At 33.2% G+C, this 12,780-nt stretch carries 14 protein-coding genes; 3 read left to right on the top strand and 11 right to left on the bottom strand.

The genetic code is table 11. The features are described from left to right. Window positions 1-116: 116 nt before the first annotated feature. Window positions 117-584, top strand: a complete 468-nt coding sequence (locus C1S72_RS07010; RefSeq protein ID WP_104734910.1) for a CBS domain-containing protein — start codon at window positions 117-119, stop codon at window positions 582-584. On the opposite strand, the gene C1S72_RS07005 is transcribed toward C1S72_RS07010, so the two are convergent. From C1S72_RS07005 to C1S72_RS06995, 3 genes are read right to left on the bottom strand one after another with little or no spacing between them, the layout of a single operon-like run. Then, a complete protein-coding gene (locus C1S72_RS07005; protein WP_104734909.1) occupies window positions 585-935 on the bottom strand; it encodes a hypothetical protein in 351 nt (116 codons plus the stop codon). 7 nt (window positions 936-942) lie between these two features. After that, window positions 943-2,088, bottom strand: coding sequence for a serine hydrolase domain-containing protein (locus C1S72_RS07000; RefSeq protein WP_104734908.1), 1,146 nt, complete (start codon window positions 2,086-2,088; stop codon window positions 943-945). A 43-nt stretch (window positions 2,089-2,131) separates the two neighbouring features. Then, window positions 2,132-2,776: a spermidine synthase gene (locus tag C1S72_RS06995; RefSeq protein ID WP_104734907.1), complete on the bottom strand. Its 645-nt coding sequence runs from the start codon at window positions 2,774-2,776 to the stop codon at window positions 2,132-2,134. A 167-nt stretch (window positions 2,777-2,943) separates the two neighbouring features. Here C1S72_RS06995 and C1S72_RS06990 point away from each other — a divergent pair, with 167 nt between their 5' ends. Both C1S72_RS06990 and C1S72_RS06985 read left to right on the top strand, forming a co-directional pair. Continuing rightward, on the top strand, window positions 2,944-3,276 hold the full coding sequence (locus C1S72_RS06990) for a single-stranded DNA-binding protein (protein WP_104734906.1): 333 nt from the start codon (window positions 2,944-2,946) through the stop codon (window positions 3,274-3,276). A 142-nt stretch (window positions 3,277-3,418) separates the two neighbouring features. Beyond that, window positions 3,419-6,004 carry a phosphoenolpyruvate carboxylase gene (locus tag C1S72_RS06985; RefSeq protein ID WP_104735821.1) on the top strand — a complete coding sequence of 862 codons (2,586 nt, stop codon included), beginning with the start codon at window positions 3,419-3,421 and terminating at the stop codon, window positions 6,002-6,004. Between the two features lie 34 nt (window positions 6,005-6,038). Here the strand turns inward: C1S72_RS06985 and C1S72_RS06980 are convergent, their stop codons facing one another. The 8 genes from C1S72_RS06980 to C1S72_RS06950 all read right to left on the bottom strand — a co-directional run bounded on the left by C1S72_RS06980 (window position 6,039) and on the right by C1S72_RS06950 (window position 12,780). Further along, on the bottom strand, window positions 6,039-6,512 hold the full coding sequence (locus tag C1S72_RS06980; RefSeq protein WP_104734905.1) for a DsrE/DsrF/DrsH-like family protein: 474 nt from the start codon (window positions 6,510-6,512) through the stop codon (window positions 6,039-6,041). Between the two features lie 12 nt (window positions 6,513-6,524). Next, window positions 6,525-6,833, bottom strand: a complete 309-nt coding sequence (locus C1S72_RS06975; RefSeq protein WP_104734904.1) for a TusE/DsrC/DsvC family sulfur relay protein — start codon at window positions 6,831-6,833, stop codon at window positions 6,525-6,527. A gap of 13 nt (window positions 6,834-6,846) precedes the next feature. Further along, complete coding sequence (gene sqr, locus C1S72_RS06970) at window positions 6,847-8,094, bottom strand: type III sulfide quinone reductase, selenoprotein subtype (protein WP_104734903.1); 1,248 nt, start codon at window positions 8,092-8,094, stop codon at window positions 6,847-6,849. A 79-nt stretch (window positions 8,095-8,173) separates the two neighbouring features. Beyond that, window positions 8,174-8,350: a hypothetical protein gene (locus C1S72_RS14430; RefSeq protein ID WP_162919940.1), complete on the bottom strand. Its 177-nt coding sequence runs from the start codon at window positions 8,348-8,350 to the stop codon at window positions 8,174-8,176. Window positions 8,351-8,423: 73 nt separating this feature from the next. After that, on the bottom strand, window positions 8,424-8,942 hold the full coding sequence (locus C1S72_RS06965; RefSeq protein ID WP_104734902.1) for a ferritin: 519 nt from the start codon (window positions 8,940-8,942) through the stop codon (window positions 8,424-8,426). Window positions 8,943-8,996: 54 nt separating this feature from the next. Next, the gene (locus C1S72_RS06960) at window positions 8,997-9,833 is read right to left on the bottom strand and encodes a hypothetical protein (protein ID WP_104734901.1); all 837 of its coding nucleotides are present in this window, start codon (window positions 9,831-9,833) and stop codon (window positions 8,997-8,999) included. Window positions 9,834-9,868: 35 nt separating this feature from the next. Next, window positions 9,869-11,995, bottom strand: a complete 2,127-nt coding sequence (locus tag C1S72_RS06955) for a Tex family protein (RefSeq protein WP_104734900.1) — start codon at window positions 11,993-11,995, stop codon at window positions 9,869-9,871. A gap of 80 nt (window positions 11,996-12,075) precedes the next feature. Then, window positions 12,076-12,780, bottom strand: coding sequence for an OmpA family protein (locus C1S72_RS06950; RefSeq protein WP_104734899.1), 705 nt, complete (start codon window positions 12,778-12,780; stop codon window positions 12,076-12,078).

The raw sequence follows: 12,780 nt of genomic DNA, 5'->3' as shown, positions 1-12,780 counted from the left end.
GATCATTTATTTTTTAATAAAAGTAAACAATTTTCAAGCTAAATGTAAAGTTGCGTTAAGGCTTTAGGATTACAGATTTAAATTATTTATATTTAGTAAAATAAAAAGTCAAAATCATGGGTATAAAAAGTTTTCAAGGCGCTAGGAAGCAACAACAAAACACTATAGAAAATGAATCTTTAAAGGTTAGTGATTACATGACACGAGATTTAATTACTTTTAAACCAGAACAATCTGTTGAAGAAGTTATCGAATCTTTAATAAACAATAAGATATCTGGAGGACCTGTAGTCAACGAGAGAAATGAATTAGTTGGTATCATTTCAGAAGGGGATTGTTTAAAACAAATAAGTGATAGCCGCTATTATAATATGCCGATGGAGCAAGATACGGTAGAGAAACGCATGATTAAAAATGTTGAAACTATTGATGGAAATATGAATGTATTTGATGCTGCCAAGAAGTTTCTGGACTCAAAAATAAGACGTTTCCCAATCGTTGAAGATGGTAAGTTGGTTGGTCAAATAAGTCAAAAAGATATCCTTAAGGCAGCTATAAAATTTAAAGGACAAAACTGGAAATAATTAATCCTCACGTTTAACCAAAGCATAATAATCATTTTCCAAGGGTAGATAACCTTGGTCGTAAACAAAGTAATATACCGTACCCACTTTGGTTGTGTAAATACTGGTGAAGTAATTAAAGTCAAAGCCTTTTTCTATTAGTTTAGCCCTAGAAGTTCTGGTCTTCTTATCAGGATTTAGCTCTTCTAATATCCGGTAGTTTTTTCGCAGGCGGTTATTGGTATTTCTAATTAGGTTTTTGCTATCCTTATTTATCCGGTTGTTGTACGAATTACGGCAAGCATCACTACAGAATTTTTTATCAATTCTGCCTACTATTTTATCCCCACATTCTGGACATTGTTTTTGCATAGTTTGTCTATTTACTAATTTGTGAAATAGAAATTAAATCATCCATAAAGTCGTTTAGATTTAAAACACTAACAGCATAGTCACAATTAATTTGGATGGCAGCTGCTATGCCATATTTTGGATAATAAATAAAAAGGGAATTAAAGCCAGGCATAAAACCTGTATGGCCAAAAGCTTCGCCATGTTCTGTGTCATAAATAAAACTACCCATACCATACGAGCTAGAGCCTTCAACACTAACACCATTTGGATTTGGTGTCGTGATATAATTTAAGCTTGACTTATTTAAAAGAGCACCTTCATAATAGAGCTTGGCCCATCTGGCCAAGTCTTCAGTTGTTGATGCCATACCACCTCCAGTCCATTCAACCTGTGGATTCATAAAATATAGTTTGTCATCAACAGTCTTATTAGGGACATGAAACGCTGGAGGCATACGCGAATAGCCAACAGCTAAATTCGTAATTTTTCGTTGCAACGAAGGGTAGGTGTGAGTGAGATGATGCGGTTTTAGAATTTGAGTTCGGACTAAATCGTAATAATTCTGTCCGGTTACTTTTTCAATCAGCATACCCAAGAGAATATAGTTGGTATCTGAATATGCCCAGCCTTTACCTGCTTCATGAACAGGTTCGTCTTCGAAAATAACCGATAACCTTTCTTCATAGGACCAAATCTTGTCAGGATTATCATGAAGTTGATTCCAAATTTCGGGTTTCAATACATAACGTGGTAACCCAGAAGAATGTTGTAATAACATTTCCACTGTAATGTCATCAATATTAGGAAGATTGGTCAGCCATTCCGTGTCAGGAAAATAATCCATATATGGCTTTTTAAGGTCAATATCACCAGATTCTACCAACTTAAACACTAACGTGGCGGCATAGGTTTTACCAATACTGCCCGAAAAAAACGAATGCTCAATAGTCAGTGGAATCTGTTCTTCAATATCTGAAAATCCGTCAGAATAGTTTTTAATTTTTCCTCTATTGTCAATTATTGAAAAGTTTATTCCTGGCAATTGCTTTTCTTGAATAGTCTTTTTTAAATACGCAATAATCGAATCATTTAGGGTGATTTTTTCAGTGATTTGTGTATAACCGATTGTTATACAAAATATTATTGCGAGAGATGTTAACTGTTTTTTCATTGTTTTAAGATTACCTAAATATAATAATTATACAATTGTTGGATTAAACAGGTTTGGCGATAATTACCGTATTTGTTTTATTTACTTTATTATAAACATCAACTTTATAAACACGAGATCTTAAAAAACTAATAACATCATGAATTTTTTTACTCATTGAATCTTCAAGAGAAGCATTAAAGAGTAAAACACCTGATGTTGATTTTCGTTTTAAAATTTCATCCCAAAAAGAAATTTTTAAAAATTGTTCAGGAACTTCCGTGTCAATAAATAAATCAACAATTATTAAATCAAATTGTGTTGAGTCCTGTTGGATATAATCTAGAGCATCTTGACAAATAATCTCTAAATCAATATCGTATTGAAGGTCGAATTCTTCAAGAGCTATTTTAATAATTTCTGAATCAAAGTCAACTGCAGTTATTTTATTTTGATAGTTAAATTCTTCACGAAGTGTCTGAATAACAGAACCACCACCAAGACCTAAAAGTAAAACAGAGTTAATTTGATGAATATTAATTTTCTTTAATCCAAATTTTAAAATTTCTTGCAATGATCCATAAGAATAGTTAGCATTTTTAGAATTCAAAAGTTTTTTTCCATTATACCAGGTTATTTCTAATGTACCATTTACATGGGATTTTATTTTTTTAGTAACTGGGTACAAATAACTCAAAAGTTCAACCATGCTGCAATATAGCAAAAAAATAGTATGCGTTTTCAAACGACAACAAACATTTACAAACGAATTTAAATAGGTAACTACCGACTACTATTTCCAAGCTGTTGCATCTTTGCCTTGTCGAAACATAAGAACTCGATAGTATTAACTGTTTAACATTAAAAATTAAAATTATGAACGCATTAAGAAACAAAGTACAGTTGATTGGAAGATTAGGACAAGATCCTGAAATAATCAATTTTGAAGATGGTAACAAGATGGCCAAATTCTCATTAGCTACAGACGATAGTTATAAAGATAAAAAAGGCTTAAAAGTAGAACGTGCTTATTGGCACAACATTGTTGTAAAAGGCGGCTTGGTGAAAGTGGTTGAAAACTTTGTAACCAAAGGTCAAGAAATTGCCATAGAAGGCAAATTGACTAATCGTTCTTGGGAGGATAAAGATGGTAATAAACGCTATATGACAGAAATAATTTGCAACGAATTGTTGATGCTGGGAAAATAAAGTATCTACAACATTCCGAAAAAAAGAGCCTTATTAAGGCTCTTTTTTTATTTAAAACAGGTTATGGTTGAATTATTCGCAATTATTATGAATAGCCATTCATTTTTGAAATTCCTTTAGTATTTTTATGAAAAACAAGGTCATGTCAACTTCACCAAAATTAGTACGGTTTAAACAAAATGTTCTGTCTAAATTTCAGATTTACAACAGTATATTTATGACATTACCGTTTGATTCAATCACTAAAACAGGTGCCCTTTTACCGTTGTTTCATGAAACCTGTGAATTGGGGTTTAAACAAGGTGATAATCCAACAACCATAGTTGAAACTTTCTTTAAAAAATACCAAGCCAGACGTTCTGAAGAAAGTCAAATTAATTTATTGTTTCGGTTTATTCAGTACATAGAACGCCAAGTGGTATTATTTGATGCTATTGAAGATGCCGCTTTCCCTATAGTCAACAACATGGACGGTATTGGAACATTACGTAGCTTAAAGGAAACCGCTGCTTCTGAAGGGAAAATGGAAGACTTAAGAACTTATCTTGAGGCTTTTAAGGTTCGTATTGTATTAACAGCCCACCCAACTCAATTTTATCCTGGAGCTGTTTTGGGTATCATAACTGATTTGGACGAAGCCATAAAAACCAATGACCTTTTAAAAATAAACGATCTATTGGCGCAGTTGGGAAAAACACCTTTTTTTAAACATAAAAAACCAACACCTTATGATGAAGCTGTTAGTTTGATTTGGTATTTGGAGAATGTGTTTTATAATTCCTTTGGAAGCATTTTTGATTACATCCAACAAAATATTTTTGATGGTGAGGATATTGAAAACGATATTATTAATATTGGATTTTGGCCTGGAGGCGACCGTGATGGTAATCCATTTGTTACACCAGATATCACGTTAAAGGTTGCTATGCGATTAAAGCAAACCATTTTAAAGAACTATTATCGAGATATTCGTAAATTAAAGAGACGTTTAACCTTTGAGGGGATCGATAATAGAATTGCCCAGTTGGAACAAAAACTATATGCCAAAAGTTTTGTCTCTCATATGGATGGTACATTAACGCTTTCGGAATTCAAGGAAGAGTTACAAAACATTAAAGCGGAGTTAATTGACAAGCACCAATCATTATTTGTTTCCGATGTCTCTAGTTTGATAAACAAGGTACATTTATTCGGATTTCATTTTGCGACTTTGGATATCAGACAAGACAGTCGTGCCCACGATGCTGTTTTTAATTCGATGGTGGATGTGGTTATTTCCAGTGGTAGCTCTGTGTTTCCAAAGAACTATCATGAGCTATCGGCAAAAGAGCAGGTAGATGTATTGTCAAAAATTAAAGGCAAGGTGGATTTAGACCTTTTTCAAGACGAAGATGTTTTAAAAACTTTAGAAACGATAAAAGCCATAAAAACCATTCAGGACAATAATGGCGAACGAGCAGCCAACAGGTATATTATTAGTAATAATCAAACGACCCTTAATGTCATGCAGTTGTTTGCTATGCTTAAATTGGTCGCCTTTCATGATGATTTAACTGTGGATATTGGACCATTATTTGAAACAATTGAAGATTTGGAAAATGCACCTCAAGTTATGGAAGAGCTTTATACAAATCCAAATTATGCGGTGCATTTAAAAAAACGGGGTAATAAACAAACGATTATGCTCGGTTTTTCTGACGGCACGAAAGATGGTGGTTATCTTATGGCTAATTGGGGAATTTTTAAAGCAAAAGAACGACTCACGGAAGTGTCTCGAAAATATGATGTTACCGTTATTTTCTTTGATGGTCGCGGAGGACCACCAGCAAGAGGAGGCGGAAAAACACACCAATTCTATGCATCTTTGGGTCCTACTATTGAAGATAAGGAGGTGCAGCTAACTATTCAGGGACAAACCATTAGTTCGAATTTTGGAACCTTGGATTCTTCACAATATAACTTAGAGCAATTAATTAGTTCAGGAATTTACAACCGTTTGAATGAAAATAATTTGGCTATGTCACCTGAAAATAGGGAAATAATTAATGATCTGGCAGGAAGAAGTTACAAGACCTATTCAGATTTTAAAAAACACCCCATGTTTTTGCCTTATTTAGAGCGTATAAGTACTTTAAAATATTATGCCAAAACGAATATTGGTAGTCGCCCATCTAAAAGAGGTAAATCTTCTGAACTCGTATTTTCAGATTTAAGAGCTATCCCGTTTGTTGGTAGTTGGAGTCAGTTAAAACAAAATGTTCCTGGTTTTTATGGCGTTGGGACAGCCTTAAAACATTATGAGGATGTTGGTGAATTTGAAAAGGTGAAAAAGTTATATAACAGTTCTAGTTTTTTTAAAACATTGATAGAAAATAGTATGATGTCCTTGTCAAAATCATTTTTTGATTTAACAAAATACATGGCAGATGATCCTGAATTTGGAGAGTTTTGGAAAATTATTTATAATGAATATGAAACATCAAAACGATTAATATTAAAACTGACAGGTTACAAAGAACTTATGGAAGAAGAACCTGCAGGAAAGGCTTCAATTGATGTTCGTGAGTCCATTGTATTACCATTGTTAACTATTCAACAATATGCGTTAAAGAAAATTCAGGAACTTCAAAAAGCAAAGCCTGAAGACAAAGAACAAATTGAGGTATTTGAAAAATTAGTGACCCGATCACTATTCGGAAATATTAATGCCAGTAGGAATTCGGCTTAAAAAATGCGTTAGAATTTTCTAACGCATTTTTGTTTTATATAAACAGTAGCTGACAACCTTCTTGGTCTGCGCGACTGTAGAAATCACCAATAGTGAGAATGCCATCTAAATCGTCAATTAAATCCTCTCTAGTTAGGTGAAACATATCTACAGCCAATTTACAAGCCCAGAGTTTACAGCCTGAATCAGTTAGTATTTCCAAAAACTCGTCAATAGGCGGCATATCTAATTTTTCCATTTCTTTTTTCATCATTTTTGTCGCTAAAGCCTCCATGCCGGGTAGACCACCTATCATAGTTGGAATATGCATTCCAGGATTACCAACAGTCGCTACCTTAAGGTGTTCAAGTTTTTTCTTTTGAATGGCTTCAAGCCCGAAAAACGTAAAAAATATTTCCGATTCTATACCTTCCATTCTAGCACCATTAGCCATTACAAAGGCAGCATACGCATTTTCTATGGTTGCTTTAGATAGAATGAAGAGCATTTTTTTAACTTTTGTACTCATAGTTTTTTTATATTATATACAACTTTTTGGTTTAGGTATACCAGCAATTTTGGTAGAGATCTTCAGTGGACCACCAGGGAATAGATTATAGAATTTCTTTATGTTAATCACACCACTTTTTTTAATGCCTCTAATAGAAAGTGGTTCTTCTTTTTTATGCTTTTCCTGAAGATATTCAATTACTTCGTAGTGTTTTTCGGTTAAAACAACGTTACATTCACCGGCTATACATTCGCAAACCTCGCGATCCCATTGCTTGAAATCCACTAAATACCCTTCTTCGTTAACTTCAATTTCCTTGTTTGCTATAACTTTTATCATAATTTCTATATATTTAGTTAGTTACTTTATCAAATTTTTTTCCTTTTTCATTCATTGTAGCCGATACAAATGGAATATGAATACCCTTTATAAGCATGTTCCAATAAATCCATCTAAAAGCCATTTTACCCATATGATTGGTTCTACTTTCCTTAAGAAGTTTTAAAGGACCAACTCCAGGAATGGGAAATGTACCTTCAACAGGCTCATGTGTGTAATTAAAATCAATCAACAAAGCTTTGCCATTTCCAGTTTCGACAAAGCAATTGGCATGACCATCAAATTCTTCTTTTAAGGGCTCACCATTTATGTATCTTAATATGTTATCTGTTAGAATTTCTGCTTCGAAATGTGCAACAGAACCTGCTTTTGATGCTGGTAAATTGGTGGCATCACCAATTGCAAATACATTTTCATAATCTTTAGTTTGTAAAGTTGCTTTATGAGTAGGTACAAAATTTAAATCGTCACCCATACCAGAACGTTCAATTAAAGCATCTCCCATATTAGTTGGAACGGTTACTAATAAATCATAATCTACTTCAACATCTGCATAGTCTATTATTTTATGATTTTCATAATCAACACGCTCAATATTAAAATCAGTGACTTCTTTTATGTTTTTTTCTTCCAATAAGTAGTGCAATGCTTCTGTAGCTTTAGGTTTTGTAAATGCACCTCCCAATGGTGTTACATAAGTGATTTCGACTTTATCTCGTATACCTTTGTTTTTAAAATAGGAATCTGCTAGAAAGGCAAATTCTAAAGGAGCCACAGGACACTTTATAGGCATTTCAGTTATATGAACAACTAATTTACCACCTTCCCATTCTCTTAATTTGTTTCTTAAAGCTTTGGCACCTTCATATGTATAAAAATCAAAAATACTCTTATACCATTCCGGACCATTCATCCCTTCAATTTCGTCTGGTGCAATTTTAGTTCCAGTAGCGATAATTAATATATCATAATCTAATGTGGTTCCACTTTCAAGATTGATTTTATTCTCTTCTGGTCTAATGAGATCAATTTTTTCCAGGATATAGTTAACCTGTTTAGGAATAAACTTTTTACCATTTTTTTTAACCTGTTTTGAGGTGTAAATGTCAAAAGGTAAAAACAGAAATCCTGGCTGATAGTAGTGGGTTTTATACTGATCAACAATGGTTATAGTCCATTCATCTTTTGGTAGTTTAGAAATTAGATGGTTAGACATCATCGTCCCTGAAGTACCCGCACCTAAAATGACTAAATTTTTCATAATCTTACATTTAAAATGTAAAATTACAATCCATAAATGGTATTAAATATGATTTAAATCATGTAACGGGAGGCAGTAATTAGGCAACTTTTTTAAGCAAATCAAAGCATGGGCATTTGCCACAACGCTTGTTTTCGCCTTTTTTATATTTTTTACAACACTTACTTTTTACCTTATTTGCATTGATTACTCCAGCTTTATGTAAGGTTTTTAAAGCTTCTTTCTGTTGTTTTTTTTCTTTTTTCTTTTTGCCCAAACTTGACTCAATTGAAGAATATATGGCAAAAATAATTATTTTTATTAAATCTAAATAAGATTAAATGTTAATTTCATTCAGCGCCTTCTGAAGCTGCTGTACTAATGGTTAATTGTTGAATATCACGATCAAATAAATACAAACCACCTTTATCGTTTCCTATCATATTTATTTTATCAAGAATGGTGCGAGCCATAGCTTCTTCCTCAATTTGTTCAGCAACATACCATTGTAAGAAGTTATGCGTTGAATAGTCTTTTTCCTGTAAGGAAATATGAACCAATTCATTAATACTTTCAGACACAAAAACTTCATGTTCAAACAATTTTTCAAACATTTCTTTAAACGATTTAAAGGTCACATTCGGTGCTTTTAATGCTGAAACATGAGCATGTCCACCACGTTCGTTTACATATCTAACTAGTTTAAGCATATGAGCTCGTTCTTCATCAGATTGTGAGTACATAAAACCAGCAACACCTTCAAGCCCTTTAACTTCGGCCCAACATGCCATAGCTAGATAAATTTGAGAAGACTCTGCCTCAATTCTAATTTGGTCGTTTAAAGCTTTTTCTATTTTTTTTGATAACATATACTTGTATTTTATGTAAAGTTAAGTAAACTATCTGTTAGACTGATTTTATAATTATTTTTTATAAAAAGGTGTTCTTTTGGCAAGATATTTTAAGGTTATTTTATAGGCATCTTCTGTATTCCAAAATGATTCATGTTCTTGACTAAATAAATTGTCACCACGATCATTATAAATATTCATGACCATGGAAGTGCCATAATTCTGTATAGTTGATGAGGTATGAGCTTGATAGGTTTTACTTTTACCACTACCATAGATATCTCCAATTAGGTGACCATTTTTATCTACATGAGCATTTCCGGAATTTTTGGTTGTTGAAGCAGTTCCACCGTAGGTGTTTTTACTCGTTTTTTGGACTGAAACCGTACCTTGAATCACATATTCTACATTGAGAATGTGACAAATTTCGCCCATTGTATAGCCGGCTATATTGTTATTGGTCACACCAGCTTTTATTAATAAAGCATTGGTGGTTTTAGGATCTTGATATTCTAAATCAGCATTATGATTTTTAAATAAGGAATAAGTTTCTTCTTGAATTCTATTTGAAACCGATTTTGAGCCATCACGTTCGTCCTTTATATAGGCAAAAGGTAAAATGGCAACTTTATTGTGATGGTTTTCTAAATCTGCCTTGTTTCCGTCAGAATTTTTAGCATTAAAAAACTCTACGCGTCCAGAAGCAAAAGTAATTTTAGCAATATCAATCTTGTCAACTTTATAATGGAGTGTTTCATTTTTATAGTTAAAATCTATAGTTCTGTCATCAATACTGTTAATATGACCTTCCATTTCTTCGCCATTTGTTTTTAAAATGATATCATAGTTTTGGGCAAAAGAAGTGATTGTTAAAAAAGTAACGCAAAATAAAGAGAAGATAGTTTTCATGATTTTTTCTTTAAAAATAATAAATTATTAAGAATTTAAGTGTGCAATTTTAACTGAATGCGTTTACGTGGAATATCTACCTCTAATACTTTTACAATAACTTGCTGATGTAAGCTAATATGCTCATTAATATCGCTTACAAAACCATCAGATAAGTTTGAAATATGAATTAAACCACTTTCTTTAATACCAATATCTACAAAAGCACCAAAATTGGTCACGTTATTGACAATGCCGGGAAGCAATTGACCTTCTTGCACATCGTTGATGGTCTTAATATTTTGATTAAATGTGAATACTTTGGCTTGTTCTCTAATATCTAAACCAGGCTTTTCTAGTTCTTGTACAATATCATGAAGTGTTGGCAAACCAACTGTATTTGTACAATACTCCTTCAAATTGATCTTTTTAAGACAATTTTTATTCCCTATTAATTTTGAGACTTCTAAATTGATATCTGAAGCCATTTTTTCAACAAGTTCATATCGTTCAGGATGTACAGCAGAATCATCTAACGGATTATTAGAATTCTTAATGCGCAAAAAACCTGCGCTTTGTTCAAAAGCTTTATCACCCAAACGTGGAACACGTTTTAAGTCATTTCTGGAGTAGAATGCGCCATGAGTTTCACGATATTTAACTATGGCCTCTGCCAATTTTTCACCAATTCCTGAAACATAGCTTAATAACGATTTACTAGCCGTATTTAAATTTACACCAACAGCATTTACACAACTTTCTACTACACGATCTAATTCGTTTTTCAGTTTATTCTGATCTACATCGTGTTGATATTGACCCACACCAATAGATTTGGCATCAATCTTGACCAACTCTGCCAAGGGATCTTGCAATCGACGACCAATAGACACAGCGCCTCTTACCGTAACGTCATAATTGGGGAATTCTTCTCGTGCAATTTTTGAGGCAGAATAAATTGATGCTCCGGCTTCACTCACTACAAATACTTGAACATCGTTTTTAAATCGGATTTTTCTAATTAGGCTTTCGGTTTCACGAGATGCTGTTCCATTTCCAATGGCAATGGCTTCAATTTTATAGGCATCAGACAACGATGAAATCTTTTTCATGGCTCCAATACTATCGTTTTTTGGTGGGTGCGGATAGATGGTTTCGTTGTATTTTAAATTACCATGTTCATCTAAACAAACTACTTTACAACCAGTTCTAAATCCAGGATCAATAGCCAAAATACGCTTTTCACCTAAAGGCGAACCAAGTAATAATTGCTTTAAATTTTTAGCAAAAACAGAAATTGCAGCTTCATCAGCTTTTTCTTTAGCATTTTGTAACGCTTCATTACTCAATGATGACAACAACAATCGCTTGTAAGCATCCTTTATAGCCATCTCAATTTGCTCTGAACACGCATTGTCTGATTTTATAATACGTTGTGCTATTTTATCTAAAGCACGATCATTATCAATTTCAATTTTCACCCGAATAAATCCCTCGTTTTCGGCACGTAAAATGGCTAACAAGCGATGTGAAGGAATCCGACTTAAAGACTCACTCCAATCAAAATAATCACGAAATTTTTGGGCGTCATCTTCTGATTCTTTTTTTGCAATAACTTTCGTTGAAATGTTTGCAAAGCGTTCCAATTGATAGCGTATGTTGTTTCTAATATCTGTACGTTCATTAATCCATTCGGCAATAATATGTCGCGCACCTTCAAGAGCATCTTCAACCGATTTTGTATCTCCTTTTACGTATTTATAAGCTATAGATTCAATATCATGGGCATTTTGTGCCATGATAATTTTAGCCAATGGTTCTAATCCGTTTTGTCTAGCTTTTTCAGCTTTGGTTTTTCTGCTTTTTTTAAATGGTAAGTATAAATCTTCTAAAGCAGTAATATCTTGAACCGCTTCAATTTTCTGTTTCAATTCAGGAGTTAAAGCATCTTGCTCGTCAATGGCTTTTAAAATAGCTATTTTACGTTTTGCTAAAGCTTCAAATAGTTCCTTGTATTTTACAATATTACCAATTTGAACTTCATCTAAATTTCCGGTGGCTTCTTTTCTATATCGCGCAATAAAGGGAATGGTACAAGCATCATTAAGTAATGAGATAGTATTTTTTACTGATAATTCAGGTAATTTAGTATTTGATATGATGTATCGTAGAATAGTTGACATGTTAATATCGAAATTTGAAAATAAAAAAGGCGTTGACAAGATTACTATGTCAACGCCAAATAAAAAAATATTTTTAGATTTTAATTTCCAGCCTGTTGTTGGGCATCTTCAATCATATCATCATTTGGTAATATGGCCACATTCACACGTCTGTTTTTAGCTCTTCCTGCAGCTGTACTGTTGTCATGCATAGGTTGCGTCTCACCAAACCAATTAGTGTTAAGGCGACCTCTACTTATCCCGTTTCCAGAAAGATAGTCAGTCACAGCATTGGCTCTGTTTTTGGATAAGGTCATATTATAATCTTCAGAACCTACACTATCTGTATGACCAACAACCAAAATATTAGTGTCAGGATACTCTTTAAATACACCAATAAGTTTGTTTAAAGTCTCTTGAGAAGCTGAATTAATGTTGTATTTATCTGTTGCGAAATAAACACCACTATTTTCATCAAACGTAACAACAATAGCATCGTCTACACGCTCTACTTGTGCGCCAGGGATTTCTTCTTCAATTTTTTGCGCTTGTTTATCCATTTGATTCCCTATAATAACACCAGCTGCACCACCAACAACTCCGCCTATCACAGCACCAAGTTCACCATTTCCGCCTTTGCCAGCATTATTACCAATTATGGCACCTAAAACGGCACCACCTGCAGCACCAATAACAGCACCTTTTTGTTTGTTATTGGCATTTTGAACCGATTTACAATTAGTAAAACTGATTAAAAATATACTTGAAAGTATCATTACTTTTAATTTATTTATTGTCATTCCCAT

The sequence above is a fragment of the Hanstruepera ponticola genome, assembly GCF_002940745.1.
Taxonomy (GTDB): Bacteria; Bacteroidota; Bacteroidia; order Flavobacteriales; family Flavobacteriaceae; genus Hanstruepera; species Hanstruepera ponticola.
Note: the sequence above shows the minus strand (reverse complement) of the source record. Positions and strands in the feature narration are given on the sequence as shown.

Excerpts from the sequence above, each read along its gene's own strand:
- C1S72_RS07010 (WP_104734910.1), top strand. The coding sequence starts at position 117 with ATGGGTATAAAAAGTTTTCAAGGCGCTAGGAAGCAACAACAAAACACT.
- C1S72_RS06950 (WP_104734899.1), bottom strand. The coding sequence starts at position 12,780 with ATGGGAATGACAATAAATAAATTAAAAGTAATGATACTTTCAAGTATA.
- C1S72_RS06985 (WP_104735821.1), top strand. The coding sequence starts at position 3,419 with ATGTCAACTTCACCAAAATTAGTACGGTTTAAACAAAATGTTCTGTCT.
- C1S72_RS06960 (WP_104734901.1), bottom strand. The coding sequence starts at position 9,833 with ATGAAAACTATCTTCTCTTTATTTTGCGTTACTTTTTTAACAATCACT.
- C1S72_RS07005 (WP_104734909.1), bottom strand. The coding sequence starts at position 935 with ATGCAAAAACAATGTCCAGAATGTGGGGATAAAATAGTAGGCAGAATT.
- C1S72_RS06995 (WP_104734907.1), bottom strand. The coding sequence starts at position 2,776 with ATGGTTGAACTTTTGAGTTATTTGTACCCAGTTACTAAAAAAATAAAA.
- C1S72_RS06955 (WP_104734900.1), bottom strand. The coding sequence starts at position 11,995 with ATGTCAACTATTCTACGATACATCATATCAAATACTAAATTACCTGAA.
- C1S72_RS06975 (WP_104734904.1), bottom strand. The coding sequence starts at position 6,833 with ATGATAAAAGTTATAGCAAACAAGGAAATTGAAGTTAACGAAGAAGGG.
- C1S72_RS06990 (WP_104734906.1), top strand. The coding sequence starts at position 2,944 with ATGAACGCATTAAGAAACAAAGTACAGTTGATTGGAAGATTAGGACAA.
- C1S72_RS06980 (WP_104734905.1), bottom strand. The coding sequence starts at position 6,512 with ATGAGTACAAAAGTTAAAAAAATGCTCTTCATTCTATCTAAAGCAACC.
- C1S72_RS06965 (WP_104734902.1), bottom strand. The coding sequence starts at position 8,942 with ATGTTATCAAAAAAAATAGAAAAAGCTTTAAACGACCAAATTAGAATT.
- sqr (WP_104734903.1), bottom strand. The coding sequence starts at position 8,094 with ATGAAAAATTTAGTCATTTTAGGTGCGGGTACTTCAGGGACGATGATG.
- C1S72_RS07000 (WP_104734908.1), bottom strand. The coding sequence starts at position 2,088 with ATGAAAAAACAGTTAACATCTCTCGCAATAATATTTTGTATAACAATC.